The following is a 25,719-nucleotide window of genomic DNA, read 5'->3' as shown; positions in this document are numbered from 1 at the left end:
AAGATTCCCGGCATTCAGCAATGAACGCCGGGATTTTTTTATTTGAAACGCAATCCCTTGTGGGAGCCAGCTTGCTCGCTCCCGAAGGTCCAGGGTCAGGTGCGCTTGACCAGGTGCACCGCCAGCACATCGCAAGGCGCGCCATGCAGCACGTCGTTGGCGGTGGAGCCCAGCAGCAACGCCAGGCCATGGCGGCCATGGCTGCCGACCACGATCAGGTCGCAGCCTTGCTCCTTGGCCAGGTGATGGATCTCCTGGCGCGGCTGGCCATAGGTCAGGTGGCTGTTTTCCTTTTTCAAGGCAGGGTATTTCACGATCAATCGGTCAAGGCGTTCCTTGGCCTGGTCGAACTGCTGCTGTTGCAACTGGGAAAGATCCATCGGAACGTCACCGCCGAAGGCCATCGCCATCGGCTCGACGATATGCACCAGCGACAGTTTGTTGTCCCGCCCTTCGCAAAGGGCGAGGGCTCGCTTGACGACGGGATCGCATTCTTCAGTAAGGTCGACGGCGACCAGGATGTGTTCGTAGTACATGAAAAGCACTCCAGAGAATGGCGATACGGTAAGTATGGCTGGTTTCAAGCGCATTGATGGCGATACAGGTCAATGGGCTCATCAGAATTCGGGAGTACAGATATGACGGTCTGGATAGTGGTGTCAATCCTGTTGGTGGTATTAAGCCCCCTGGCATGGTTGCGACCGTCCCGCGCACAGAGCGGGCGTATAGCCCTTCGCATGGAGGCGCGACGCCTCGGGCTGGCCATGCGATTGACCCCGCAAGACTGGCCCCATTGGCTTGGCCAGCAGCCACCAAACCCCTGTGCGCAGTACCACCGAGCCCGGCGGGGCAGTCAGCCGGCCAGCTGGAGTTATTGGCAAAAGGCTCCAGGGGTGTGGGTCAACCAATGGCAGGAGGTGTGCCAGGATGAAGCGTTGCTCGGCCACTTCCGAGCATTGCCAGCCAATGTCTATAAGGTCGAGGCCGACCGGCAAATGATCGCCCTGTATTGGGGAGAGAAAGGCGAAGCCAGTGTTTTGCAGGACATTTCTGCCGTATTAAAGGCGTTGGCCTGAGCGTAAAAAAGCCCGACAGCATCATCGGGCGGGTTGGCCAGGCAGGCCGGTAAAACCATTCTTTCCAGGGCGTGCTTCGAAACGTCCTGTTCCCCGCGTACTCAATCATATTGTCACCAGCTTAGTCGGTTGAATCCGGTGCGCCTGGAATTAGGGCGACTTTTCTAATGATTGATTCTATGAATGGTCGCTGATGCAAGGTCGTGTTACGGATCCAGGCGGTACGGAAATGACTGCGGAGTCCCGTTCAAACGCCTGTTTAGGGCGATTGACAATTGTCGGAAATTCCGTGAAGGTGACGTACCCAAATCAAACGGGCGTATGAATTGAGCGTTTGTATTTTCAGAACGTTCCTACAGAACCCGACTATCGCGTTGACGGGTGTGTCTGGCGGATTGGCGTAGCATCGGCGGTTATGTCCATGTGGAGCCAGGGGCCAGCGTCCAACGTGTACTGTTCAGCTTCCATATCGTGGAGATCAGTTGATGATTTACGAAGGTAAAGCCATCACGGTTAAGGCTCTTGAAAGTGGCATCGTCGAACTGAAATTCGACCTCAAGGGTGAGTCCGTCAACAAGTTCAACCGTCTAACCCTGAATGAATTGCGTCAGGCCGTGGACACTATCAAGGCAGATGCGTCGATCAAGGGTGTGATCGTCAGCAGTGGCAAGGACGTGTTCATCGTCGGCGCCGACATCACCGAATTCGTCGACAACTTCAAGCTGCCCGATGCCGAACTGATCGCTGGCAACCTCGAAGCCAACCGTATCTTCAGCGACTTTGAAGACCTCAACGTACCGACTGTCGCGGCCATCAACGGCATCGCACTGGGTGGCGGCCTGGAAATGTGCCTGGCGGCGGACTACCGCGTCATGTCCACCGCGGCCAAGATCGGCCTGCCGGAAGTCAAGCTGGGCATCTACCCGGGTTTCGGCGGCACCGTGCGCCTGCCGCGCCTGATCGGTGCTGACAACGCTATCGAGTGGATTGCCGCTGGCAAGGAAAACCGTGCCGAAGACGCGCTGAAAGTCGGCGCCGTGGATGCGGTGGTCGAACCCGGCAAGCTTCTGGAGGCGGCCCTTGAAACCGTCAAGCGCGCCATCAGCGGCGAGTTTGACTACAAGGCCAAGCGCCAGCCGAAGCTGGAAAAACTCAAGCTGAACGCCATCGAACAGATGATGGCCTTCGAGACCGCCAAAGGTTTCGTCGCCGGCCAGGCGGGCCCGAACTACCCGGCGCCGGTCGAGGCGATCAAGACCATCCAGAAAGCCGCGAATTTCGGTCGCGACAAAGCCTTGGAAGTCGAAGCCGCCGGTTTCGTGAAACTGGCCAAGACGTCTGCCGCCCAGAGCCTGATCGGTCTGTTCCTCAATGATCAGGAGCTGAAGAAAAAGGCCAAGGCCTACGACGAAATTGCCCGTGACGTGAAACAGGCCGCCGTGCTCGGCGCCGGCATCATGGGTGGCGGCATCGCCTATCAGTCGGCGTCCAAGGGCACGCCGATCCTGATGAAGGACATCAATGAACACGGCATCGAGCAGGGGTTGGCCGAAGCCGCCAAGCTGCTGGTCGGTCGCGTCGACAAAGGTCGCATGACCGCCGCGAAGATGGCCGAAGTGCTCAATGGCATTCGTCCGACGTTGTCCTACGGCGATTTCGGCCACGTCGACCTGGTGGTCGAAGCGGTTGTCGAGAACCCGAAGGTCAAGCAGGCGGTTCTGGCTGAAGTCGAAGACAAGGTCAAAGAGGACACCATCCTCGCGTCGAACACCTCGACCATTTCCATTTCGCTGCTGGCCAAAGCCCTCAAGCGTCCGGAAAACTTCGTCGGCATGCATTTCTTCAACCCGGTGCACATGATGCCCCTGGTGGAAGTGATCCGTGGCGAGAAATCCAGCGAGGAGGCGATTGCCACCACCGTGGCCTACGCCAAAAAAATGGGCAAGAACCCGATCGTCGTCAACGATTGCCCGGGCTTTTTGGTCAACCGCGTGCTGTTTCCGTACTTCGGCGGTTTCGCCAAGCTGGTCAGTGCCGGTGTGGACTTCGTGCGCATCGACAAGATCATGGAAAAATTCGGCTGGCCGATGGGCCCGGCGTACCTGATGGACGTGGTCGGCATCGACACCGGCCACCACGGTCGCGACGTCATGGCTGAAGGCTTCCCGGACCGCATGAAAGACGACCGTCGTTCCGCCGTCGACGTGCTCTACGAAGCCAAGCGCCTGGGACAGAAGAACGGCAAGGGCTTCTACGCCTATGAAACCGACAAGCGCGGCAAGCAGAAGAAAGTCGCCGATTCGTCGGTGCTCGAAGTGCTCAAGCCGATCGTCTACGAGCAGCGCGAAGTCACCGACGAGGACATCATCAACTGGATGATGATCCCGCTGTGCCTGGAAACCGTGCGTTGCCTGGAAGACGGCATTGTCGAAACCGCCGCCGAAGCCGACATGGGTCTGGTCTACGGCATCGGTTTCCCTCCATTCCGTGGCGGTGCGCTGCGCTACATCGATTCGATCGGTGTGGCCGAGTTCGTTGCCCTGGCTGACCAGTACGCTGATCTGGGCGCGTTGTACCACCCGACCGCGAAGCTGCGTGAAATGGCCAAGAACGGCCAGCGTTTCTTCGGTTAAGCGCCCAACGACTAGAGCGAGAGAACATTTATGAGCTTGAATCCTAGAGACGTCGTGATTGTCGACTTCGGTCGTACGCCGATGGGCCGCTCCAAGGGCGGCATGCACCGCAACACTCGCGCCGAAGACATGTCGGCGCACCTGATCAGCAAACTGCTGGAACGCAACGTCAAGGTCGACCCCAACGAAGTCGAGGACGTGATCTGGGGCTGCGTGAACCAGACCTTGGAGCAGGGCTGGAACATCGCCCGCATGGCTTCGCTGATGACCCAGATCCCTCACACCGCTGCCGGCCAGACGGTCAGCCGCCTGTGCGGTTCGTCCATGAGCGCGCTGCACACCGCCGCCCAGGCGATCATGACTGGTAACGGTGATGTGTTCGTGGTCGGTGGTGTCGAGCACATGGGCCACGTGAGCATGATGCACGGTGTCGATCCGAACCCGCACATGTCGCTGTACGCGGCAAAAGCCTCGGGCATGATGGGCCTGACCGCGGAAATGCTCGGCAAGATGCATGGCATCACCCGCGAACAGCAGGACGCCTTTGGCGTGCGCTCCCACCAGCTCGCCCACAAGGCGACGGTGGAAGGCAAGTTCAAGGATGAAATCATCCCGATGCAGGGCTACGACGAGAACGGCTTCTTGAAACTGTTCGACTACGACGAAACCATTCGTCCGGAAACCACCCTGGAAAGCCTGGCGACCTTGAAGCCGGCCTTCAATCCTAAGGGCGGCACCGTGACGGCGGGTACTTCGTCGCAGATCACCGACGGTGCCTCGTGCATGATCGTGATGTCGGCCCAGCGTGCCCAGGACCTGGGCATCCAGCCGATGGCCGTGATTCGTTCGATGGCTGTCGCGGGTGTGGACCCGGCGATCATGGGCTATGGTCCAGTACCGGCTACGCAGAAAGCCTTGAAGCGCGCGGGCCTGAGCATTTCCGATATCGACTTCTTCGAGCTCAACGAAGCTTTCGCCGCACAGGCGCTGCCTGTGCTGAAAGATTTGAAAGTACTCGACAAGATGAACGAGAAGGTTAACCTGCACGGCGGCGCGATCGCCCTGGGTCACCCGTTCGGTTGCTCTGGTGCGCGTATCTCTGGCACGCTGCTCAACGTCATGAAGCAGAACGGCGGCACTTTAGGGGTGTCCACCATGTGCATTGGCCTCGGCCAGGGCATCGCCACTGTCTTCGAACGCGTCTAAGCGTTGCGTTGATGGAAGCCGGGGCCAAGTGCCCCGGTTTTTGTTTTTCGGGTTTAGTAAAAGAAAGATTTTGTTTTTATTTTGAAAAAAATTTGAGTGAGGGCCAACGCATGCCGATACAACCTGGGCTCTACCAACATTACAAAGGTCCGCAGTACCGCGTATTCAGCGTTGCGCGGCATTCCGAGACCGAGGAAGAAGTGGTCTTCTATCAAGCCCTGTATGGCGATTACGGCTTTTGGGTGCGTCCGTTGAGCATGTTCCAGGAGTCTGTCGAAGTTGACGGCGAACAGGTGCCGCGCTTTGCTTTGGTGCAGGTCGAGGAGAGCATCTTTTCCAAGTCTTGAGGCCAGTGTGAGGGCGACCCCGCCCTTGACCTCACCTTGCAGCCACTATATATAGCGGTGCCGCGTCAGGCGCCAACCGCCTTTCACTTTTTAGAATTCAGGAATTTTCTGATCCATGGGCAAATCGCTGGTCATTGTGGAATCCCCGGCTAAGGCCAAGACCATCAACAAGTATCTGGGCAACCAATACGTGGTGAAGTCGAGTATCGGCCATATCCGAGACCTGCCCACCAGCGGTTCGGCTAGCGCCAGCAAGGAGCCAGCCGCCAAGCGCGGCAAGGCGGCCGCTGGTGAAGCGCCGGCGCTGTCGCCGAAAGACAAGGCGCGCAAGCAGCTGGTCTCACGCATGGGAGTCGATCCGGAGCACGGCTGGAAAGCCAAGTACGAGATCCTTCCGGGCAAGGAAAAGGTCATCGAAGAACTGCGTCGGCTCGCCAAGGACGCCGACACCATTTATCTCGCGACGGACTTGGACCGCGAAGGGGAAGCCATCGCCTGGCACCTGCGCGAAGCCATCGGTGGGGATGACAGCCGCTACAAGCGCGTGGTGTTCAACGAAATCACCAAGAAGGCTATCCAGGAAGCCTTCTCCCAGCCGGGCGAGCTGGACATCGACCGGGTCAATGCCCAACAGGCGCGGCGCTTCCTTGACCGCGTCGTGGGCTACATGGTCTCGCCATTGTTGTGGGCCAAGATCGCCCGTGGCCTGTCGGCCGGTCGTGTGCAGTCGGTGGCGGTAAAGCTGGTGGTGGAGCGCGAGCGGGAAATCCGTGCGTTCAATCCCGAAGAATATTGGGAAGTCCATGCTGATCTCGGTACCGCCAAGGGCGCTACCGTGCGTTTCGAAGTGGCTCGCGAGAAAGGCGAAGCCTTCAAGCCGCTCAATGAAGCCCAGGCCATGGCAGCGCTGGAGAAGCTCAAGGCTTCCAGCTACAGCATCGTCAAGCGCGAAGACAAGCCCACCAGCAGCAAGCCGTCGGCGCCCTTCATTACGTCCACCTTGCAGCAGGCGGCGAGCAACCGCCTGGGCTTCGGTGTGAAGAAGACCATGATGATGGCCCAGCGTCTGTACGAAGCGGGCTACATCACGTATATGCGTACCGACTCGACCAATCTCTCGGCCGATGCCGTGGCGATGGCGCGTACTTATATAGAAAGCGAGTTTGGCAAGAAGTACCTGCCGGATACGCCGAACGTGTACAGCAGCAAGGAAGGCGCCCAGGAGGCTCACGAAGCGATTCGTCCTTCCGACGCCAATACCGAGCCAAGCAAGCTGTCGGGCATGGAACGCGACGCCGAGCGTCTCTACGAGCTGATCTGGCGCCAGTTCCTGGCATGCCAGATGCTACCTGCGCAATACCTGTCGACCACGGTCAGCGTCGGTGCTGGCGATTTCGAGCTGCGCGCCAAGGGTCGTATCCTGAAGTTCGACGGCTATACCCGCGTCATGCCGCAGATCACCAAGCCGGGGGACGATGACGTCCTGCCGGACATGGCCCAGGGCGACGTGATGAAGCTGATCAAGCTGGATCCGACCCAGCACTTCACCAAGCCGCCGGCACGGTATTCCGAGGCCAGCCTGGTCAAGGAGATGGAAAAGCGTGGCATCGGTCGTCCTTCGACCTATGCGGCGATCATTTCCACCATCCAGGATCGCGGCTACGTGACGCTGCACAACCGTCGCTTCTATTCGGAAAAGATGGGGGACATCGTCACCGAGCGCTTGTCCGAGAGTTTCTCGAACCTGATGGACTACGGCTTCACCGCCGGCATGGAAGAGAACCTGGACGACGTGGCCCAGGGTGAGCGGGACTGGAAGAACGTACTCGACGAGTTCTACGGCGACTTCAAGAAAAAACTGGAAGTGGCCGAAAGTCCGGAAAGCGGCATGCGGGCGAACCAGCCGGTCATGACCGATATTCCATGCCAGACCTGCGGGCGTCCGATGCAGATCCGTACCGCGTCGACCGGTGTATTCCTGGGTTGCTCGGGTTACAGCCTGCCGCCGAAGGAGCGCTGCAAGGCGACGGTCAACCTGGTGCCAGGCGACGAAATCGCCGCGGACGACGAAGGTGAGTCGGAGTCTCTGGTGCTGCGCGGCAAACACCGTTGCCCTATCTGCAGCACAGCGATGGATGCTTACCTGCTGGATGAAAAGCGCAAGCTGCACATCTGCGGTAACAATCCTGACTGCGCCGGCTACGAGATCGAAGAGGGCACCTATCGCATCAAGGGCTACGAAGGTCCGAGCCTGGAATGCGACAAGTGTGGCAGCGAAATGCAGCTGAAAACCGGCCGTTTCGGCAAGTTCTTCGGTTGCACCAATCCGACCTGCAAGAACACCCGCAAGCTGCTCAAGAGCGGTGACGCGGCGCCGCCGAAGATGGATCCGGTGAAGATGCCCGAGCTCAAGTGCGAGAAGGTAAATGACACCTACATCCTTCGTGATGGTGCATCCGGCCTGTTCCTGGCAGCCAGCCAGTTTCCGAAGAATCGCGAGACTCGGGCGCCGCTGGTGATCGAGATCTTGCCGCACAAGGATGAGATCGATCCGAAGTATCATTTCCTCTGCGACGCGCCGCAGAAGGATCCGGATGGCCGCCCAGCGGTGATCCGCTACAGCCGCAAGACCAAGGAGCAATACGTGCAGACCGAGGTTGACGGCAAGCCTACCGGTTGGAAAGCGTTCTACGACGGTGGTAAGTGGACCGTTGAAGACAAGCGCTGATTGATGGCGAAAGGATTTGAATCTGCGCGATCCTCGTGGCGAGGGAGCTTGCTCCCGCTGGGCGATTCAGTCGTTGTTCTAAACGCCGCGTAAGCAAAAGGCCGCATGACAACCCTTGGGTTTTCATTCGGCCTTTCAGTTTTTGGCTTGCAGTAGCTTCGGTTGATCCACGACACTGTCGCACCTGCGTGACGCTTTTATTTCGTTGGGGAGAATGCCGCCATGGCCCACGAACTCTACACCCGTACCAATCAGAAGATTTATTTTGCCGGCCTGTCGCTCGAAGCGCTTGCCAGGGCAGAGGATGGGCGCGCCATGAATGCTCCCGCGCTGGTCCAGGCTGGGCGTGAATCCGTGCTGTTTCATTTGTACGGCGCCTTGCTGGGTCTTTGCCACGAAATTGCCGGGTTCTATCGCTTGCCCCAGGCGAATGCGTCTCGGGCCGAACTGATGCTGATGCCAGAAGTACTGGACAGCCTTGCGATTCCCGAGCTGGCGGAAATGGTCGAGTTGGCGCAGAACCGCGAGACCTGGCTGGCCAAGTTGCTGGCGGCTCATGCCGCGTTATTCCAGCCGCCACGGGCCCCGCGTAAACCGAAAGGTGATGTTACCCAGCCGTTGATTGTCGCGGTCAATCTTGACGAGCAGGAACCAGAGCCAGAGCTGAGTCGGGAAGAGTTGGAGAGCTGGCGTCAGAATCTCAAAAGCCTGGCGGTTCGGTTCCGTGACGGCTTGAACGAATGCTGACGTGATGGCCGTCGGTAACGCTTGGTCAAGATCCTGAGCGAAGCTTGGCCGATGACTATATAATCCCCGCCTTTCGTGGAGAACAGACTTTTATGCCTACGTCCTTTCTAGAAATTGTCGAACTTCCTGATGGTCGCATTGAGCTGCGCCGGGCTGAAGACGAGGGTTCGCTGGTTACCCTGAACTTCTCCGAGGATGCCAAGGTGTTTCTTCAGGGCCAACATGTCGAGGTCGCCAAGGCGATGCTCAGCGTGGGTGTCCAGATGGCAGGTCGCCTGGTTGAAGGCGAATTCAACAAGGAAGAGGGGCCGCGGGTTCTACATTGATCCCCGTTTGTCGGCTTTTGAAGCAATGTGACTGGTCTGGCTTCTCTGTCCTGGAGAAGCCCTGCGTTTATCCCAATCGAATATTCAGGCTTTGTGCATCGCCGGTGCGCGCGGCGCTGATCAATTGCTGACGCGCGGTCGCGGTCAAGGGATTGAGCCAGCTAACCACCGTATGACTGCGCCCCAGGCGCAACGCTTCGCAGGTCAACTGCTGGGCGCTCTGGCTGCCGCGCGGCTGCAATAGCAGGATTCGCTCGCGATTGAGACCAGCGTCTCGCAACCAGGCCTGCGTTACGCTGGCCGGTGGTGCGATCAGCGTAAGCCAGCGAGCGTCCTGGTCCTGGCTCAGTTCTCTCAGGATCGGCGCTAGCAGGTTCAGGCAATTTCCCGCCGCACCACGCAACGACAGCTCGCTGAAAGCCTCGGGTTCGACGCTCCAGGGCGACTCGATGACCTCGTTCAGGACTGGAACCAGCGGTTGGGCCATGAATGCCTCGAACAGCGGAAGTTGTGTGTGCTGTGGTGTATGAGGAAATTGCATAAAGCCTCCTTTAGCGGCGAATGACGCCAACGCTCAAGCCTTCGATAACCAGGTCCTGGTCTTTCAGGTCCACTTCGATGGGGGCGAATTCCGGGTTCTCGGCGATCAACCAGACCTTGCTGCCCTCGCGCTTGAAGCGCTTGACGGTGACTTCATCGCCGATCCGCGCCACCACGACCTGGCCGTTACGGGCTTCACGGGTGGTGTGGACAGCCAGGAGATCGCCATCGAAGATACCGATGTCCTTCATGCTCATACCGTGCACGCGCAGAAGATAATCGGCCCTCGGGTGAAAGAACGAAGGATTGATGTTGCAAGACTCCTCGACGTGCTGCTGGGCGAGGATAGGCGCGCCGGCGGCCACGCGCCCGATGATAGGCAGGGTGGTGTCGTCGGCCTTGGCTTCGAAGCCGGGGATGCGAATCCCCCGGGATGCTCCGGGCGTCATTTCTATTGCACCCTTGCGGGCCAGCGCCTTGAGGTGCTCTTCAGCCGCGTTGGGGGATTTGAAACCCAGTTCCTGAGCGATTTCCGCACGGGTCGGCGGATAGCCGTTGTCTTCTAGGCAGCGTTTGATGAAGGCCAGAATCTCTGCTTGGCGTGGCGTCAGCTTTAGCATATCGATCGCTCTGTCTTTTTATACAGTGACTGGGATTATATACAGTACGAGTCAGTTGGCAATCCTCCTTTTTCGCCAGGCTGCCAGACGGTTGATGGAACCGCTGGCAGGGACTGTGCTACAGCTCGCCAAAGGTGTGGTTAAATACCTGACCGGACGTTCGCAAAATGCCCCGGCAGGCTTGACAAGCCCCAGGCTGAAACGTATGTTTCAAACAAGTGTTTGTCAGGCGGAGTAGCCATGGCCCAGTCGGAAACCGTTGAACGCATTCTCGATGCTGCCGAGCAATTGTTCGCGGAAAAAGGTTTCGCCGAAACCTCTTTGCGTCTGATTACCAGCAAGGCCGGGGTGAACCTGGCGGCGGTGAACTACCACTTCGGCTCGAAAAAAGCCCTGATCCAAGCGGTATTTTCGCGCTTCCTAGGGCCGTTCTGTATCAGCCTCGATCGCGAGCTGGAGCGTCGCCAGGCCAAGCCTGACGTCAAGCCCACTCTGGAAGAGCTGCTCGAGATCCTGGTCGAACAAGCCCTCGTGGTCCAGCCACGCAGCGGTAACGACCTCTCCATATTCATGCGTCTGCTGGGCCTGGCATTCAGCCAGAGCCAAGGGCACTTGCGGCGCTATCTCGAAGACATGTACGGCAAGGTGTTCCGTCGCTACATGCTGCTGGTCAACGAAGCCGCGCCGCGCATACCACCTATCGAATTGTTCTGGCGTGTGCACTTCATGCTCGGTGCCGCGGCATTCAGCATGTCGGGCATCAAGGCGCTGCGGGCTATCGCCGAGACCGACTTCGGCGTGAATACGTCGATCGAGCAGGTGATGCGCCTGATGGTGCCGTTCCTGGCAGCGGGCATGCGCGCCGAAAGCGGCGTCACCGATGAAGCAATGGCGGCCGCGCAGCTGCGTCCGCGCAGCAAATCGACGCCGGCGCTCGCCAAGGCATAGGCACACGGGTGGGCGCGGATGGCTACATCCGCTAAGCTAGCCGCCCATGCCGATTCTCCTTTTGAATTCGTCTCAATATTCTTCGCCCGCGCGGTCTGCCGGCCCTTCAGCCTGGCGGTGCCGTGGCGGATGCAGCATCGCGCGCGTCCCTCGTTATTAAAAGGAACTGTTATGACTGGTGCCCTTCAAGGCTCGTTGATGGTGGACGTCGCCGGAACCTGGCTGACGGCTGAAGATCGCCATCTGTTGCGTCAGCCCGAAGTGGGTGGACTGATCATTTTTGCCCGCAATATCGAGCATCCCCGCCAGGTGCGCGAGCTGAGCGCCTCGATCCGGGCCATTCGCCCCGATCTGTTGTTGGCGGTCGACCAGGAGGGCGGCCGGGTGCAACGCCTGCGCCAAGGCTTCGTGCGTCTGCCGGCGATGAGGGCCATAGCCGATAACCCGAACGCCGAGTACTTGGCCGAGCAGTGCGGCTGGATCATGGCCACCGAAGTGCTCGCGGTCGGCCTCGATTTGAGTTTCGCCCCCGTGCTGGACCTCGATTACCAACGCAGCGCGGTGGTAGGAAGTCGTGCCTTCGAAGGCGACCCCGAGCGCGCCACACTGCTGGCAGGTGCGTTTATCCGTGGCATGAACGCCGCGGGAATGGCGGCTACAGGCAAGCATTTTCCGGGGCATGGCTGGGCCGAGGCAGACTCCCATGTCGCCATTCCTACTGACGAACGCAGTCTCGAACAGATCCGAGCCTGCGACCTGGTACCGTTTGCCAAGCTGAGCAAGAAGCTGGCGGCCGTCATGCCCGCCCATGTCATTTATCCCCAGGTGGATGCCAGCCCGGCAGGGTTCTCCCGTCGTTGGCTGCAAGACGTCCTGCGCGGCGAGTTGCAGTTTGATGGCGTGATCTTCAGCGATGATCTTTCGATGGCCGGCGCCCACGTGGTCGGCGATGCCGCCAGTCGGATCGAGGCTGCCTTGGCCGCGGGCTGCGACATGGGGCTGGTCTGCAACGACCGCGCGGCCGCCGAGCTCGCCTTGAGCGCTGCCCAGCGCCTGAAGGTCACGCCGTCGGCGCGGATTGCCCGTATGCGCGGCCAGGCCTTCGCCAGTACCGAGTACCGTCAGGATCCGCGCTGGTTGACAGCGATCGGCGCGTTGAAAGCCGCTCAACTGATTGATTAAGGATGTTTCGATGACTGTTTACGCAATTATCGGCGGCACCGGCCTGACCCAGCTGGAAGGCCTGACCATTCGCCAATCCCTGGCGGTGGAGACGCCCTACGGCGCGCCATCAGCCGAGGTGCAGATCGGCGAATACGCCGGGCGTGAGGTGTTGTTTCTGGCACGCCATGGCCATCCCCACCGTTTCCCGCCGCATCAGGTCAACTATCGCGCCAATCTCTGGGCGCTGAAGCAGGCGGGCGCCGAGGCGGTCCTGGCGGTCAACGCCGTCGGCGGGATCCACGCCGCGATGGGCACCGGTCATTTTTGCGTGCCCCACCAGTTGATCGATTACACCAGCGGTCGCCAGCATACGTATTTCGCCGATGACCTGGAGGCGGTGACCCACATTGATTTCAGCTACCCCTACACGGAATCGCTGCGCCAGCAATTGATTGCGGCCCTGGCTGCCGAAGGCTGCGGCTATAGCAGTCACGGTGTCTATGCCTGCACGCAGGGGCCGCGCCTGGAAACCGTGGCCGAAATCGCCCGCCTGGAGCGCGATGGCTGCGATATCGTCGGCATGACGGGCATGCCGGAGGCGGCGCTGGCTCGTGAGCTGGAACTGGACTACGCCTGCCTGGCGCTGGTGGTGAACCCGGCGGCGGGCAAATCCACTGCGGTGATTACCATGGCGGAGATCGAGCAGGCCCTGCATGACGGAATGGGTAAAGTGAAGTCGACCCTGGCACGGGTGTTGATGGCGGGCTAGAAAGTCCGGTTTATTGGAGAATGATCTTGTGGGAGCGAGCCTGCTCGCTCCCACAATCAAGGAGTTTCAGCGCTTCTCCAGCTTGTCCGGCAGCGGCGCAAATAGCGCCTCGATGTCTTCGTTCTGCAGTTTCCAATCCCCAGCCACACGCCCATCCAGCACGCCGGCCGCCAGGTCGGACTTTTCTTTTTGCAGCAGCTGGATCTTTTCTTCCACCGTGCCGCGGGCAATCAGTTTGTACACGAACACCGGTTTTTCCTGGCCAATGCGATAGGCGCGGTCGGTCGCCTGGTTTTCGGTGGCGGGGTTCCACCAAGGATCGTAGTGAATCACCGTGTCCGCTTCTGTCAGGTTCAGGCCCACGCCGCCGGCCTTCAGGCTGATCAGAAAGATCTGACGCTTGCCGCTTTGGAATTCCTTCACTGGCGTGCGCCGGTCTCGGGTCTGGCCGGTGAGGATGGCGTAGTCCACGCCGCGTTTTTTCAGCTCATCTTCAATCAGCGCCAACATGGAGGTGAACTGTGAAAACAGCAGCACCCGCCGACCTTCTTCGAACAATTCCTCAAGCATTTCCATCAGGCTGTCGAGCTTGCCCGAGGTGCTGCCGCGGGTGGGCACGGTGGCATCACTGATCAGGCGCAAATCGCAGCACACCTGGCGCAGCTTGAGCAGCGCTTCCAGGATGATGATCTGGCTGCGCGCCACGCCTTTGCGGGTGATCTCGTCGCGCACCTTTTTGTCCATCGCTAGGCGCATCGTCTCGTAGACATCCCGCTGGGCGTCGCTGAGTTCCACCCAATGGATGATTTCGGTCTTGGGTGGCAGCTCCGTCGCCACTTGCTCTTTGGTACGGCGCAGCAAGAATGGTTTTATCCGACCGTTCAGGTGTTGCAATCGTACGTCGCTGCCGCGCTTTTCGATCGGTACGCGGTAGTCGCGATTGAAGCTCTTGACGTCGCCAAGCCAGCCCGGCAGCAGGAAGTGAAACAGTGACCAGAGTTCACCAAGGTGGTTTTCCAGTGGTGTACCGGACAGGCACAACCGTTGCCTGGCATCGAGTTCCCGGGCGGCTTGGGCGGCTTTGCTGGTGGGGTTCTTGATGTACTGGGCTTCATCCAGGATCAGTAAATGCAGCGGCTGCGCCTTGAGGCGTTCGACATCCTTGGGAAGCAGCGCATAGGTGGTCAGGATCAAGTCGTAATCGGCCAGGCGCTCGAAATGTTTCTTGCGCCCGGCACCGTACAGCGCCAGTACTTTGAGCTGCGGAGTGAAATGCGAGGCTTCGTCGAGCCAGTTGGGAATCAGGCTCGTCGGCATCACCACCATGCACGGTCGGTCCAGGCGCCCAGCGTTTTTTTCGCTAAGAATGTGCGCCAGGGTCTGTAGGGTTTTGCCCAGTCCCATGTCGTCCGCGAGAATCCCGCCTACTTCCAGCTGTCGTAGCGATTGCATCCAGCTCAAACCTTCGAGCTGGTAGGGTCGCAGCGTGGCGTTCAAGCCCTGCGGGGCGGTGGCGGTGTAGTCCTTGATGTCCCGCAAGCGTTGGGCCAGGCTGCGTATGTGCTCGCCACCTTCCCAGCGCAGCGGCATGTCCTGCAATGGGTTCAGGCGCAGGGCATCGGCGCTGTTGAGGCGCAGTTTGGTGGTGCCGGGCTCTTGCAGGTAGAACTCGCCGAGGGTCGCCAGCACGGGCTTCAACCGCCCGTACGGCAGGGCAACTTGCTGAGGGCCGAATTCCGAGTTGGGCCGGTGCGGCAAGTTAACCAGGATAAGTTCGTCATCGCGGCGCCTGGCCAGTCGTTCCGGGTTGAATAGCTCAATATGCGAGCGCATCAGGTTCAACAGGATAGGCAGCAGGCTCAGTCGCTCGCCGTTGACGATGATGCCCAGCTCCAGGTCGAACCAGTCACGCTCCGGAGTCTCATCGACCGTGGCGTACCACTCATCCACCGCCGTCAGGTCGAAGCCGAAGTCTTCATCAATCTGCAATTCCCAACCCTGGGTGCGCAGCTTTGGCAGGTCATTGAGGGTAAAGGTCAGCCAGGCGCTGTCGTTGACCATTTCGTACAGTTCGCCAGCGCTCTCCGGTAGAGCCTTGCTTTGTCGGGTCGCAACCTTGAATCCAAGAATTCGCAACTGCTCGCGGTAGGACTGTTCCACTTCGATCTGGCGTTTTATCCGCAGCGTCTGGGTTTCCTGGCGAATCAGTACGTCGGTGTTGCGCTGGCCGCTGACGTACTCGTCCAGATAACTGAAGGACAAGGCGGCGCGGTGCTGGATATAACGCTGCATCTTGCCGTTGCGCGGCTCGAAGGCGCTGAACTCGACACTTGCCAGCCAAAGCCGTGGCACCGGCTGCACGTTTTCCACCAGAACTTGGGGCGGGGCCTTGGGGCTGCGGTTGTCCAGCACTGCCTGGAGTTTTTCCAGCAATTGCGCGTCTTTTTCGGCGGCCGGGTAGGCCAGGGTTTCCTGAACTTGCAGCAGCACCGCTGCGCAATGCTTGCAATTGATGCGCACCGGGCAGGAGCACGCGGCGTCTAGCAGGATCAATGTGCCTTTGGCTGACTCCTTGAGGCGAATGGTCTGACGGTAGACGCTGCCGCCCGAGCCTTCGCAGCTGGCGATGATGGTGCTGTCGCCGGCCTCGACGACCCTCACGCGGTTTTCCAGCGCGTATCGGCGCCCACGCTCCAGGCTTTGTTCCTTGAATCGATTGACCCAGGAAGGTGCCAGCGGTTTGCTCAGGGGCGAGGGCATGGGCGCGCCGATCAGTCTGGAATGACGTCAGGTGCCTGCCGAGGCGCAGGCGCAGTCAACGAGGTGATCTTGATCAACAAGCCAAGGTGGCCGTTATCGAGGAAGTTCAGCTGGCCGTTCTTGGTATGGCTCTGTTGTTTCAAGCGCTCGCTGGCCGTGACCAGCCCATTGGCGTCGATCTGGTTGATCCAGAAGTCGGCGTCTACGTCAGTGAAACGGCCCAATTTCAGTTCGAGGGTGCCCTCGATGGGAAACTGGCCGAACTGCTCGGCGCCATCACTGACGGCAATCTTGCTGCCCTGTTCGCCCAGGTTCTGTTGCCAGGCCTTGTGCATCAGCACGGTGTATTGACCGCTGGCGTTGAGCTTCTCGACGATGTTGCCCATCGCCGGCGTGCGCTGGCTGTCCGCGCCCAGGCGTTGTGCGCCGGCATCCCAGTCCTCCGGCGCGGCGCGGCTGATGATGGCCGGCTCGGCATTCTGGCGGACCAGAATCATTTCAACCTGGTACAAGTCGTCGGCAACCGCCAGGGGAGCGATCAGCGTCATCAACAACGTCAAGGAGCGAAACAGGCGCATTGGGCGTCCTTCAAGCAGTGGTCGGATTGAGGCGCTCGAACAGCGCCTCTACGGTATTGAAGCGCTCTTCCGGGCGTTCCATGGGCACCATGAACTTGAACATCGTGGCGCCTTCGAATTTGTAGCGTTTGGGCTGGCCCTGGATCAGCTTGATCAGGACCAGCGGATCAACCGGGGTCTGTGCCTCGAACTCGATCCGGCCGCCGTTGGGGCCGCCGTCGACTTTCTTGATGCCCAATTGCTCTGCCTTGAGCTTGAGCAGCGTTGTGCGTACCAGGTTCTTGGTCGGCTCCGGAAGCAGGCCGAAGCGGTCGATCATCTCCACTTGCAGGTCCTTCAGGCCTTCCTCGTCGGTGGCCGAGGCGATGCGTTTGTAGAGGATCAGGCGTGCATGAACATCCGGCAGGTAATCCTCGGGGATCAGCGCTGGCACCCGCAGGTTGATTTCCGGGCCGCCGCCGAGGGGCTGGTCGAGGTTCGGTTGCTCGCCCTTGCGGATCGACTTGACCGCCCGTTCAAGCATTTCCATGTACAGGGTGAAACCCACTGCCTGGATCTGCCCGCTCTGGCCATCGCCAAGCAACTCGCCAGCGCCACGGATTTCAAGGTCATTGGTGGCCAGTACGAAGCCGGCGCCCAGGTCCTGGGTGTTGGCAATGGCTTCCAGGCGTTTTTCCGCGTCCGGGGTGATCTGCTGGCGCGGCGGTGTCAGCAGGTAGGCGTAGGCCTGGTGGTGACTGCGTCCGACCCGGCCACGCAATTGGTGCAACTGGGCCAGGCCGAATTTGTCGGCGCGCTCGATGATAATCGTGTTGGCGCTTGGCACGTCGATGCCGGTCTCGATGATGGTCGAGGCGATCAGCACGTTGAAGCGCTTGTGGTAGAAGTCGCTCATCACCTGTTCGAGCTCGCGCTCACGCATTTGTCCGTGGCCGATGCCGATGCGTGCTTCCGGCACCAACTCGGCCAGGTCGGCGGCGCACTTCTCGATGGTCTTCACGTCGTTGTGCAGGTAATAGACCTGGCCGCCGCGCAGCAGCTCGCGTAGCAAGGCCTCCTTGACCGTGCTCTTGTTCTGCTCCATGACGAATGTGCGCACCGACAGGCGCCGGGCCGGCGGCGTGGCGATGATCGACAGGTCGCGCATGCCCGACACCGCCATGTTCAACGTACGCGGGATCGGCGTGGCGGTCAGGGTCAGGATGTCGACTTCGCTGCGCAGGGCCTTGAGCTGTTCTTTCTGGCGTACGCCAAAACGGTGCTCTTCATCGATGATCACCAGCCCCAGGTTCTTGATCTTCACGTCGTCCTGCAGCAGCTTGTGCGTGCCGATGACGATGTCGATCTTGCCCTCGGCCAGGTCGGCGACGGCGGCGTTCACTTCCTTGGCGGATTTGAAGCGGCTCATCACTTCCACCGTCACCGGCCAGTCGGCAAAGCGGTCGCGGAAACTGTTGTAGTGCTGTTGGGCGAGCAGGGTGGTGGGCACCAGGATCGCCACCTGCTTGCCGCCGTGTACGGCAATGAACGCGGCACGCATCGCCACTTCGGTCTTGCCGAAGCCCACGTCGCCGCACACCAGCCGGTCCATGGGCTTGGGCGCGAGCATGTCGGCGCGCACGGCTTCGATGGTGGTCTGCTGGTCGACGGTCTCTTCGAAGGGGAAGCCGGCGCTGAAGGTTTCGTAGTCGGCTTTCGGGTCCGCGAACGCATAGCCCTCGCGCGCGGCCCGGCGAGCATAGATATCCAGCAATTCCGCTGCCACGTCGCGCACTTGTTCGGCGGCCTTGCGCTTGGCCTTCTGCCAGGTTTCCGAACCCAGGCGATGAAGCGGGGCCAAGGCGTCGTCACTGCCGGTGTAGCGAGCGATCAGGTGCAGGTTCGCCACGGGGACGTAGAGCTTGGCGCCCTCGGCGTATTCCAGGGTGAGGAATTCGGCGGCCTGGTTTTCGATTTCCAGGGTCGCCAGGCCTAGGTAGCGGCCCACGCCGTGGTCGATGTGTACCACCGGCGCGCCTTCACGCAGTTCCGTGAGGTTCTTGATGACCGCGTCGTTGGCGGCGTCGGCGCGTTTCTCGCGACGACGACGCTGCATGACCCGCTGGCCGAACAATGGGCTTTCGGCCACCAGGGCCAAAGCAGGATCGTCAAGGACCAGGCCGTCGTTAAGCGGTGCGATGGTGATCGCCAGGCGATCCTTGCCCGCGACGAAGTCCGGCCAGCTGTCGACGGTTTTCGGGCGCAGCTTCAGCCGTTCAAGCAGTTCCAGCAGTACTTCGCGGCGGCCCGCCGACTCGGCGGTAAACAGCACGCGCCCAGGGAACCCGTCGAGGAAACCGGCCAGGGCCGCCAGCGGTTGCGTGGCCTTGGCTTCGATTGCCAGGTCGGGCAAGGGCTTGGCGGGGAAGCGTTCCCGGCCGACGCCGGTTTCCACGTCCTGCTGGCTCGCCACCACGCGGGGCCAACTCTTGAGGCGGGCGAAGCAGTCTTCCACCGGCAGGAACAGCTCGGCGGGTGGCAACAAAGGGCGAGACGGATCGACACGACGTTCTTCGTAGCGGTTGCGCACGTCGTTCCAGAAGTTTTCCGCGGCCTGCTCGATGCCTGGCAGGGAAAATACCTGGGTGTCCTGGGGCAGATAATCGAACAGCGTGGAGGTTTCTTCAAAGAACAACGGCAAGTAATACTCGATGCCGGCCGGGGTGATTCCGCTGCTCAGGTCCTGGAAAATCGGGCAACGGCGGAAATCCACGTCGAAACGCTCGCGAAAACGTGCCTTGAACCGGGTGACCGCGTCTTTTTGCAGCGGGAATTCCTTGGCCGGCAGCAGGCGGATCGACTGGACCTTGTCGATGGAGCGCTGGTTTTCCGGGTCGAAGGTGCGCAGGGTCTCGATTTCGTCATCGAACAGGTCGATGCGATACGGCAGTTTGCTACCCATCGGGAACAGGTCGATCAGGGCGCCACGGACCGCGAACTCACCGTGCTCGTACACGGTATCGACGTAGCGGTAGCCGCTGGCCTCAAGCCGAGTGCGCATCTGCTCGACGTCAAGCTTCTGGCCGATGTCCAGCACCAGGCTGCTGCCCAGCAGGAACTGAGTCGGTGCGAGGCGATGTAGGGCTGTGGTGATCGGCACTACCAAAACGCCATGACTGAGCTCCGGCAACCGGTAGAGGCTGGCGATGCGCTGGGAAATGATGTCCTGGTGCGGCGAAAAAAGGTCGTAGGGCAGGGTTTCCCAATCCGGGAAATGCAGCACTGGCAAATCCGGGGCGAAGAAACCCAGCTCCTGTTCCAGCCGCTCGGCGCTCTGGCTGTCGGCGGTCAACAACAGGGTGAAGCGCTTTGCAGCGCTGGCGGCCTCGGCGATAGCCAGGCTCAGGGCGGCACCGGGCAGGTTGCCCCAGTGCTGTTTACCTGCCGCGGCAGGGAGAAGCGGAAGACGCAGAACGGGCACGGAAGGTTGAGCTCCAGCGTTGCGACAAAGTCGACAATTGTAGCGGGGGAAGTGCCCGGCTGTCAGTCGCGGACTACTCTGTCAGAACGCAAAACCACGGCGCGACGGGCGCGCATTGCTCCGCAGAGGACTCGGCGGCATAATGTAGCCCCTTTTTTCAGCCCCTACATGTGGAAGGTTACCGTGACTCAGAAGCCCGACCAGTGTCTTGGTGAATGGATTGATCGTGAAGCACTCGCAGAAGCGATGATCCCTCTCATCGGTCAGCTCTACCGCAATAACAATGTGGTGAGCTCGATCTATGGCCGCAGCCTGATCAACCAGTCTGTCATCGCGATCCTCAAGGCCCACCGCTTTGCTCGCCACCGTTCTTCCGACGACAGCGAACTCTCCGTCCACGAAACATTCCCCCTGCTCAAGGCCATGAGCGAGCTCAAGCTCGGCGCGGCTTCGGTGGACCTGGGCAAGTTGGCGTTCAAATTCCGTAACGAAGGCAATGGCCGTAGCGCCGAGCAGTTCGTTCGCGAAGAGATGGCCGATGTGGTTGGTCAACAGAACGCTTCGCCGCGCAAAGGCACTGACGTCGTGCTCTACGGCTTTGGCCGTATCGGTCGTCTGCTGGCGCGCATCCTGATCGAGAAAACCGGTGGTGGCGACGGCCTGCGCCTGCGTGCCATCGTCGTGCGCAAAGGCGCCGAGAACGACCTGACCAAGCGCGCCAGCCTGCTGCGTCGCGATTCGGTCCACGGTTCGTTCAATGGCACCATTACCATCGACGAAGAAAACAACACCATCACCGCCAACGGCAACCTGATCCAGGTGATCTACGCGAAGAACCCGACCGAGGTGGATTACACCCAGTACGGCATCAAGGACGCGCTGCTGGTGGACAACACCGGCGTATGGCGTGACGCCGATGGCCTGGGCCAGCACCTGGCGTGCCCGGGTATCGACCGCGTTGTCCTGACCGCGCCTGGCAAGGGCAAGCTGAAGAACATCGTTCACGGTATCAACCACAACGAAATCACCGCTGACGACAAGATCGTGTCCGCCGCGTCCTGCACCACCAACGCCATCGTGCCGGTGCTCAAGGCTGTGAACGACAAGTTCGGCATCATCAACGGTCACGTCGAAACCGTTCACTCGTACACCAACGACCAGAACCTGATCGACAACTTCCACAAGGGCGATCGCCGTGGTCGTAGCGCCGCGCTGAACATGGTCATCACCGAGACCGGTGCCGCCACTGCTGCAGCCAAGGCCCTGCCTGAGCTGGCCGGCAAGCTGACCGGTAACGCGATCCGCGTGCCGACGCCGAACGTGTCGATGGCTATTCTCAACCTGAACCTTGAGAAAGCCGCGACTCGCGAAGAGATGAACGACTACCTGCGCTACATGGCGCTGCACTCCGATCTGCATAAGCAAATCGACTTTGTCAACTCGCAGGAAGTGGTGTCCACCGACTTCGTTGGCTCCCGCCACGCCGGTGTCGTCGACGCAGAAGCGACCATCGTCCAGGATAACCGTGTTGTCCTTTACGTCTGGTACGACAACGAGTTCGGTTACAGCTGCCAGGTGGTTCGCGTGATGGAAGACATGGCTGATGTGAATCCGCCTGCATTCCCGCGCTAAGCGTTAACTGCTTGTGAAAACGCCCCGACTTGTCGGGGCGTTTTTTTTGCGTGGGATTTGTCAGGCGCCACCAACGGCAGAAGCCTGGGCGGTCCGCAGCTCATGCCGGTTACCCTTGAACAGCACCAAGGTCGCAATCAACCCCAACACCGCCGCGCCGCTGAGCCAGATTCCCGGTGCGGCCTTGTTGCCGAGCACGTGGATCAGGTAGGTGCAGGCCGCTGGGGTAAATCCGCCGAAGGTCGCGGTGGCGAGGCTATAGGCCAGGGAAAAACCAGTGGTACGCACCTCGACTGGCATGATTTCCGTCAAGGCCACGACCATTGCGCCGTTGTAGGATCCATACAGGAACGATAGCCACAACTCGACGATCAGCAGATGGCTGAAACTGGGGTTCGCCACCAGCCAGGACAGTGCTGGGTACGCGGTCAGGATCGCCAGGATCGTCGCACCGAGCAGTAGGGGTTTACGCCCGATCCTGTCGGAAAACGCGCCCATCACGGGCAGCCAGAAGAAGTTCGACAAGCCGATGCACACGGTGACTAATAGCGCGTCCAGGTCCGAAAGGTTCAATTCGGCCTTGCCGAAGGTCGGTGTGTAAGCCGTGATCAGGTAGAACGACACTGTGGTCATCACTACCAACGCCATGCCTGCCAATACGATGCCGAAGTTCTGACCGATGGAGCGGACAATTTCTGACAGGGTAGGGCGGTGTTTTCTGGCCTGGAATTCAGCCGTCTCCTCCAGGGAGCGGCGAATCACGAAGATGACCGGTACGATCAGGCAGCCGACCAGGAACGGCACGCGCCAGCCCCATTCGCCCATCTCCTGGGGGCTCAGCCAATGATTGAGACCGACCCCCAGCAGACCGGCGAACACCACCGCGGCCTGTTGGCTGGCGGACTGCCAACTGACGAAAAAGCCCTTGCGCCCTGGCGTGGAAATTTCCGCCAGGTACACCGACACCCCGCCCAGCTCCACGCCAGCGGAAAAGCCTTGCAGCAGTCGACCCAGCAACACCAGCAACGGTGCCGCCACGCCCAATGTGGCGTAGCCCGGAACGCAGGCGATCAGCACCGTGCCGGCGGCCATCATCGCCAGGGTGATGATCAGGCCTTTGCGGCGGCCGTGGCGGTCGATGTAGGCGCCGAGGAAAATCGCGCCCAGCGGACGCATCAGGAAACCCGCGCCGAACGTGGCCAGGGACAGCATCAGCGAGGCAAAGGCGCTGTCTGTTGGGAAAAATGTCTTGGCGATGGCCGTGGCGTAGAAGCCGTAGACCATGAAGTCGAACATCTCGAGGAAGTTGCCGCTGACGACGCGGAAAATCGCCTTGCCGTTGCTCGTGTTGGAAGACATGGTTAAGTACCCACTTAGGCAAATCTTGTATGAAAACGCTGCAGCCCCTGTGGGAGAGCTTGCTCGCAATAGCGGTGTGTCAGGTAGCGCATTGCTCGATGAGCCCCGCCGCGAGCAAGCTCGCTCCCACAGGTTTTTTGCGCGTGTCTGTAGCCCATAATGGCTGGCGCGGTTTTGTCGGGAGATGAAGATTTGTTAACTGGACGATGGATAGGGGGTGTGATGCTTGCTGGCGTGTTATCCGCTTGCGGCAACGGCGACACCTTGGAGCGCTTCGACGGCCCGACCATGGGCAGCCGCTATTCCATCCAGTACGTCAGGCATGTCGCTACCCCCGGTCCGAAAGTGGTGCAGGGCGAGGTGGAAAAGATCCTGGCCGAAGTAGATAGACAGTTGTCCACCTATCGCAGTGACTCGGACATCGAGCGTTTCAATACGATGCCTGCTGATAGTTGCCGAGTGATGCCGGAGCCAGTTCTCGAGCTGATCCGAGCGGGCGAGCAACTCTCCTCGCAAAGCGCAGGCGCCTTCGATTTGACGGTTGAGCCTTTATTGAACCTATGGGGATTCGGTCCGCAGTCCCGGGAAGAAAAGGTGCCAAGCGCCGAGGCCCTGGCCGAGGTTCGTCAGCGCGTTGGTCATGAACACTTGCGCATTGAAGGCGACCGGCTGTGCAAGGACGCCGCGGTGGAAGTCGATTTCAACAGCATCGCGGCCGGTTACGCCGTCGACCGCATCGCCGCCAGGCTTCAGGCCCTGGGCATCGACAGCTACCTGGCCGAAGCCACCGGTGAACTCAAGGCTATCGGGCGCAAGCCGGATGGTTCGCCCTGGCGCATCGCTCTGGAAGAACCACGGGACGACCGGCAAGTGGCGGAGCGGGTCATCGAGGTCAACGGCTACGGGATTTCAACGTCAGGTGATTACCGAAAATACTTCGAGCAGGGCGGCAAGCGTTATTCCCACACCTTTGATGCGCGTACTGGTGCGCCGGTCCTACACAACCTGGCGTCCGTCACGGTGATTCATCCTTCGGCGATGATGGCCGATGGACTATCGACGCTGTTGCTGATTCTCGGTCCTGAACGAGGTTGGGACTATGCCCAGGAACATGGCGTCGGGGTATTTTTCGTATTGCGGGAAGATGACCGTTTCGTCGTTCGAACAAGCGATGCGTTTGAACGGATGAGTCACGGAAAATCCCAATGATGACAGCGACCTGAAAGGTAAGATGTGGCAAAAACTAGCCTGCGACGCGACCAAGGGGTAATGTGCGCGGCGTTGACGCTTCTATAGACTGTGGCCGGGCGCGTGAACCGGCCCCAAATTGTTCCTTCATGCCGCCGGCCGGCATGATTTAGCCGTCGGTGCCAAGCGTGGCATCGCGGCCTGTTCTGAGGAGTACGCATGGCTGTCTACAACTACGACGTGGTAGTACTGGGTTCCGGCCCTGCTGGGGAAGGCGCGGCAATGAATGCGGCCAAGGCAGGGCGCAAAGTGGCGATGGTCGACAGTCGTCGGCAGGTCGGCGGTAACTGCACCCACTTGGGTACCATCCCGTCCAAGGCCTTGCGTCACTCGGTCCGGCAGATCATGCAGTTCAACACCAATCCGATGTTCCGGGCCATCGGCGAGCCTCGCTGGTTCTCCTTCCCGGACGTGCTCAAGAGCGCCGAGAAGGTCATCTCCAAGCAAGTGGCCTCGCGTACCGGCTACTACGCCCGTAACCGTGTCGACGTGTTCTTCGGCACGGGCAGCTTCGCCGACGAGCAGACGGTCGAAGTGGTCTGCGGCAATGGCGTGGTCGAGAAACTGGTAGCCAAGCACATCATCATTGCCACCGGTTCGCGCCCGTATCGCCCGGCTGATATCGATTTCAACCACGCACGTATCTACGATAGCGACACCATCCTGAGCCTGGGCCACACCCCGCGTAAGCTCATCGTCTACGGTGCCGGGGTGATCGGTTGCGAATACGCCTCGATCTTCAGCGGCCTGGGTGTGCTGGTGGAACTGGTGGACAACCGGGGCCAGTTGCTGAGCTTCCTCGACTCGGAAATTTCCCAGGCCCTGAGCTATCACTTCAGCAACAACAACATCACCGTGCGCCACAACGAAGACTACGACCGCGTGGAAGGCGTCGACAACGGCGTGATCCTGCATCTCAAGTCCGGCAAGAAGATCAAGGCCGATGCCTTGCTCTGGTGCAACGGCCGTACCGGTAACACCGACACCCTGGGCCTGGAAAACATTGGCGTGAAGGTCAACAGCCGTGGCCAGATCGAAGTCGACGAGAACTACCGCACCTGCGTGCCGAACATCTACGGCGCCGGTGACGTGATCGGCTGGCCGAGCCTGGCCAGTGCCGCCCACGACCAGGGGCGTTCGGCTGCCGGCAGCATTGTCGACAATGGCAGCTGGCGTTTCGTCAACGACGTACCGACCGGCATCTACACCATTCCGGAGATCAGCTCGATCGGCAAGAACGAGCAGGAACTGACCCAGGCCAAGGTGCCTTATGAAGTGGGCAAGGCCTTTTTCAAGAGCATGGCGCGGGCGCAGATCGCCGGCGAGCCGCAAGGCATGCTGAAGATCCTCTTCCATCGCGAGACGCTGGAAGTGCTCGGCGTGCACTGCTTCGGCTACCAGGCGTCGGAGATCGTTCACATCGGCCAGGCGATCATGAACCAGCCGGGCGAACTGAACACGCTGAAATACTTCGTGAACACCACGTTCAACTACCCGACCATGGCCGAAGCCTATCGGGTAGCCGCGTACGACGGGCTCAACCGGCTTTTTTGAGCGGCTCCGGCCGGTGGCCTGAGC

At 60.3% G+C, this 25,719-nt stretch carries 20 protein-coding genes; 13 read left to right on the top strand and 7 right to left on the bottom strand.

The features are described 5' to 3' along the window. Nucleotides 1–95 precede the first annotated feature (95 nt). The gene (locus ACLK1G_RS06560) at nt 96–536 is read right to left on the bottom strand and encodes a universal stress protein (RefSeq protein ID WP_420764688.1); all 441 of its coding nucleotides are present in this window, start codon (nt 534–536) and stop codon (nt 96–98) included. Nucleotides 537–638: 102 nt separating this feature from the next. On the opposite strand from ACLK1G_RS06560, the gene ACLK1G_RS06555 reads away from it, so the two are divergent. The 7 genes from ACLK1G_RS06555 (at nt 639) to ACLK1G_RS06525 (ending at nt 9,063) form a co-directional block, all read left to right on the top strand. Next, nucleotides 639–1,076, top strand: coding sequence for a hypothetical protein (locus tag ACLK1G_RS06555; protein WP_420764687.1), 438 nt, complete (start codon nt 639–641; stop codon nt 1,074–1,076). Between the two features lie 485 nt (nt 1,077–1,561). Then, a complete protein-coding gene (fadB, locus tag ACLK1G_RS06550; RefSeq protein ID WP_420764686.1) occupies nt 1,562–3,709 on the top strand; it encodes a fatty acid oxidation complex subunit alpha FadB in 2,148 nt (715 codons plus the stop codon). A 30-nt stretch (nt 3,710–3,739) separates the two neighbouring features. Further along, nucleotides 3,740–4,915, top strand: a complete 1,176-nt coding sequence (fadA, locus tag ACLK1G_RS06545; RefSeq protein ID WP_420764685.1) for an acetyl-CoA C-acyltransferase FadA — start codon at nt 3,740–3,742, stop codon at nt 4,913–4,915. 110 nt (nt 4,916–5,025) lie between these two features. After that, the gene (locus ACLK1G_RS06540) at nt 5,026–5,262 is read left to right on the top strand and encodes a DUF1653 domain-containing protein (RefSeq protein WP_420764684.1); all 237 of its coding nucleotides are present in this window, start codon (nt 5,026–5,028) and stop codon (nt 5,260–5,262) included. A gap of 115 nt (nt 5,263–5,377) precedes the next feature. Continuing rightward, on the top strand, nt 5,378–7,990 hold the full coding sequence (topA, locus tag ACLK1G_RS06535; protein ID WP_420764683.1) for a type I DNA topoisomerase: 2,613 nt from the start codon (nt 5,378–5,380) through the stop codon (nt 7,988–7,990). A 222-nt stretch (nt 7,991–8,212) separates the two neighbouring features. Continuing rightward, nucleotides 8,213–8,737, top strand: a complete 525-nt coding sequence (locus tag ACLK1G_RS06530; protein WP_420764682.1) for a DUF6586 family protein — start codon at nt 8,213–8,215, stop codon at nt 8,735–8,737. Between the two features lie 92 nt (nt 8,738–8,829). After that, nucleotides 8,830–9,063: a hypothetical protein gene (locus ACLK1G_RS06525; protein ID WP_003183419.1), complete on the top strand. Its 234-nt coding sequence runs from the start codon at nt 8,830–8,832 to the stop codon at nt 9,061–9,063. 67 nt (nt 9,064–9,130) lie between these two features. Here the strand turns inward: ACLK1G_RS06525 and sulA are convergent, their stop codons facing one another. Next, the gene (sulA, locus tag ACLK1G_RS06520; RefSeq protein WP_420764681.1) at nt 9,131–9,604 is read right to left on the bottom strand and encodes an SOS-induced cell division inhibitor SulA; all 474 of its coding nucleotides are present in this window, start codon (nt 9,602–9,604) and stop codon (nt 9,131–9,133) included. 10 nt (nt 9,605–9,614) lie between these two features. Then, nucleotides 9,615–10,223 (bottom strand): transcriptional repressor LexA, encoded by a 609-nt coding sequence (lexA, locus tag ACLK1G_RS06515; RefSeq protein ID WP_420764680.1) that lies wholly within the window; start codon nt 10,221–10,223, stop codon nt 9,615–9,617. Nucleotides 10,224–10,463: 240 nt separating this feature from the next. Here lexA and ACLK1G_RS06510 point away from each other — a divergent pair, with 240 nt between their 5' ends. The 3 genes from ACLK1G_RS06510 to ACLK1G_RS06500 all read left to right on the top strand — a co-directional run bounded on the left by ACLK1G_RS06510 (nt 10,464) and on the right by ACLK1G_RS06500 (nt 13,104). Continuing rightward, nucleotides 10,464–11,171, top strand: coding sequence for a TetR/AcrR family transcriptional regulator (locus tag ACLK1G_RS06510; protein WP_420764679.1), 708 nt, complete (start codon nt 10,464–10,466; stop codon nt 11,169–11,171). A 171-nt stretch (nt 11,172–11,342) separates the two neighbouring features. Next, on the top strand, nt 11,343–12,353 hold the full coding sequence (nagZ, locus tag ACLK1G_RS06505) for a beta-N-acetylhexosaminidase (protein WP_420764678.1): 1,011 nt from the start codon (nt 11,343–11,345) through the stop codon (nt 12,351–12,353). Nucleotides 12,354–12,363: 10 nt separating this feature from the next. Continuing rightward, nucleotides 12,364–13,104: an S-methyl-5'-thioinosine phosphorylase gene (locus ACLK1G_RS06500; protein WP_420764677.1), complete on the top strand. Its 741-nt coding sequence runs from the start codon at nt 12,364–12,366 to the stop codon at nt 13,102–13,104. A 66-nt stretch (nt 13,105–13,170) separates the two neighbouring features. On the opposite strand, the gene ACLK1G_RS06495 is transcribed toward ACLK1G_RS06500, so the two are convergent. From ACLK1G_RS06495 to mfd, 3 genes are read right to left on the bottom strand one after another with little or no spacing between them, the layout of a single operon-like run. Beyond that, nucleotides 13,171–15,864, bottom strand: a complete 2,694-nt coding sequence (locus ACLK1G_RS06495) for a DEAD/DEAH box helicase (protein ID WP_420764676.1) — start codon at nt 15,862–15,864, stop codon at nt 13,171–13,173. Nucleotides 15,865–15,875: 11 nt separating this feature from the next. Then, nucleotides 15,876–16,442, bottom strand: coding sequence for a CsiV family protein (locus ACLK1G_RS06490; protein ID WP_420764675.1), 567 nt, complete (start codon nt 16,440–16,442; stop codon nt 15,876–15,878). 10 nt (nt 16,443–16,452) lie between these two features. Then, nucleotides 16,453–19,902: a transcription-repair coupling factor gene (gene mfd / locus ACLK1G_RS06485; RefSeq protein WP_420764674.1), complete on the bottom strand. Its 3,450-nt coding sequence runs from the start codon at nt 19,900–19,902 to the stop codon at nt 16,453–16,455. A 168-nt stretch (nt 19,903–20,070) separates the two neighbouring features. Here mfd and ACLK1G_RS06480 point away from each other — a divergent pair, with 168 nt between their 5' ends. Beyond that, nucleotides 20,071–21,534: a glyceraldehyde-3-phosphate dehydrogenase gene (locus ACLK1G_RS06480; protein WP_420764673.1), complete on the top strand. Its 1,464-nt coding sequence runs from the start codon at nt 20,071–20,073 to the stop codon at nt 21,532–21,534. A 60-nt stretch (nt 21,535–21,594) separates the two neighbouring features. On the opposite strand, the gene ACLK1G_RS06475 is transcribed toward ACLK1G_RS06480, so the two are convergent. After that, a complete protein-coding gene (locus tag ACLK1G_RS06475; RefSeq protein ID WP_420764672.1) occupies nt 21,595–22,893 on the bottom strand; it encodes an MFS transporter in 1,299 nt (432 codons plus the stop codon). Between the two features lie 222 nt (nt 22,894–23,115). Between ACLK1G_RS06475 and ACLK1G_RS06470 the strand changes: the two genes are divergently transcribed. Both ACLK1G_RS06470 and sthA read left to right on the top strand, forming a co-directional pair. Further along, the gene (locus ACLK1G_RS06470) at nt 23,116–24,102 is read left to right on the top strand and encodes an FAD:protein FMN transferase (RefSeq protein WP_420764835.1); all 987 of its coding nucleotides are present in this window, start codon (nt 23,116–23,118) and stop codon (nt 24,100–24,102) included. 198 nt (nt 24,103–24,300) lie between these two features. Beyond that, a complete protein-coding gene (sthA, locus tag ACLK1G_RS06465) occupies nt 24,301–25,695 on the top strand; it encodes a Si-specific NAD(P)(+) transhydrogenase (RefSeq protein ID WP_003183399.1) in 1,395 nt (464 codons plus the stop codon). The last annotated feature ends 24 nt before the right edge of the window (nt 25,696–25,719 follow it).

This window comes from Pseudomonas algeriensis, assembly GCF_048847255.1.
Taxonomy (GTDB): domain Bacteria; phylum Pseudomonadota; class Gammaproteobacteria; order Pseudomonadales; family Pseudomonadaceae; genus Aquipseudomonas.
The sequence above is the reverse complement of the archived record's forward strand: the minus strand, read 5'-3'. Positions and strand labels throughout refer to the sequence as shown.

Coding starts and splice junctions, on each gene's coding strand:
- ACLK1G_RS06560 (WP_420764688.1), bottom strand. CDS start 536: ATGTACTACGAACACATCCTGGTCGCCGTCGACCTTACTGAAGAATGC.
- ACLK1G_RS06555 (WP_420764687.1), top strand. CDS start 639: ATGACGGTCTGGATAGTGGTGTCAATCCTGTTGGTGGTATTAAGCCCC.
- fadB (WP_420764686.1), top strand. CDS start 1,562: ATGATTTACGAAGGTAAAGCCATCACGGTTAAGGCTCTTGAAAGTGGC.
- fadA (WP_420764685.1), top strand. CDS start 3,740: ATGAGCTTGAATCCTAGAGACGTCGTGATTGTCGACTTCGGTCGTACG.
- ACLK1G_RS06540 (WP_420764684.1), top strand. CDS start 5,026: ATGCCGATACAACCTGGGCTCTACCAACATTACAAAGGTCCGCAGTAC.
- topA (WP_420764683.1), top strand. CDS start 5,378: ATGGGCAAATCGCTGGTCATTGTGGAATCCCCGGCTAAGGCCAAGACC.
- ACLK1G_RS06530 (WP_420764682.1), top strand. CDS start 8,213: ATGGCCCACGAACTCTACACCCGTACCAATCAGAAGATTTATTTTGCC.
- ACLK1G_RS06525 (WP_003183419.1), top strand. CDS start 8,830: ATGCCTACGTCCTTTCTAGAAATTGTCGAACTTCCTGATGGTCGCATT.
- sulA (WP_420764681.1), bottom strand. CDS start 9,604: ATGCAATTTCCTCATACACCACAGCACACACAACTTCCGCTGTTCGAG.
- lexA (WP_420764680.1), bottom strand. CDS start 10,223: ATGCTAAAGCTGACGCCACGCCAAGCAGAGATTCTGGCCTTCATCAAA.
- ACLK1G_RS06510 (WP_420764679.1), top strand. CDS start 10,464: ATGGCCCAGTCGGAAACCGTTGAACGCATTCTCGATGCTGCCGAGCAA.
- nagZ (WP_420764678.1), top strand. CDS start 11,343: ATGACTGGTGCCCTTCAAGGCTCGTTGATGGTGGACGTCGCCGGAACC.
- ACLK1G_RS06500 (WP_420764677.1), top strand. CDS start 12,364: ATGACTGTTTACGCAATTATCGGCGGCACCGGCCTGACCCAGCTGGAA.
- ACLK1G_RS06495 (WP_420764676.1), bottom strand. CDS start 15,864: ATGCCCTCGCCCCTGAGCAAACCGCTGGCACCTTCCTGGGTCAATCGA.
- ACLK1G_RS06490 (WP_420764675.1), bottom strand. CDS start 16,442: ATGCGCCTGTTTCGCTCCTTGACGTTGTTGATGACGCTGATCGCTCCC.
- ACLK1G_RS06480 (WP_420764673.1), top strand. CDS start 20,071: ATGTGGAAGGTTACCGTGACTCAGAAGCCCGACCAGTGTCTTGGTGAA.
- ACLK1G_RS06475 (WP_420764672.1), bottom strand. CDS start 22,893: ATGTCTTCCAACACGAGCAACGGCAAGGCGATTTTCCGCGTCGTCAGC.
- ACLK1G_RS06470 (WP_420764835.1), top strand. CDS start 23,116: ATGCTTGCTGGCGTGTTATCCGCTTGCGGCAACGGCGACACCTTGGAG.
- sthA (WP_003183399.1), top strand. CDS start 24,301: ATGGCTGTCTACAACTACGACGTGGTAGTACTGGGTTCCGGCCCTGCT.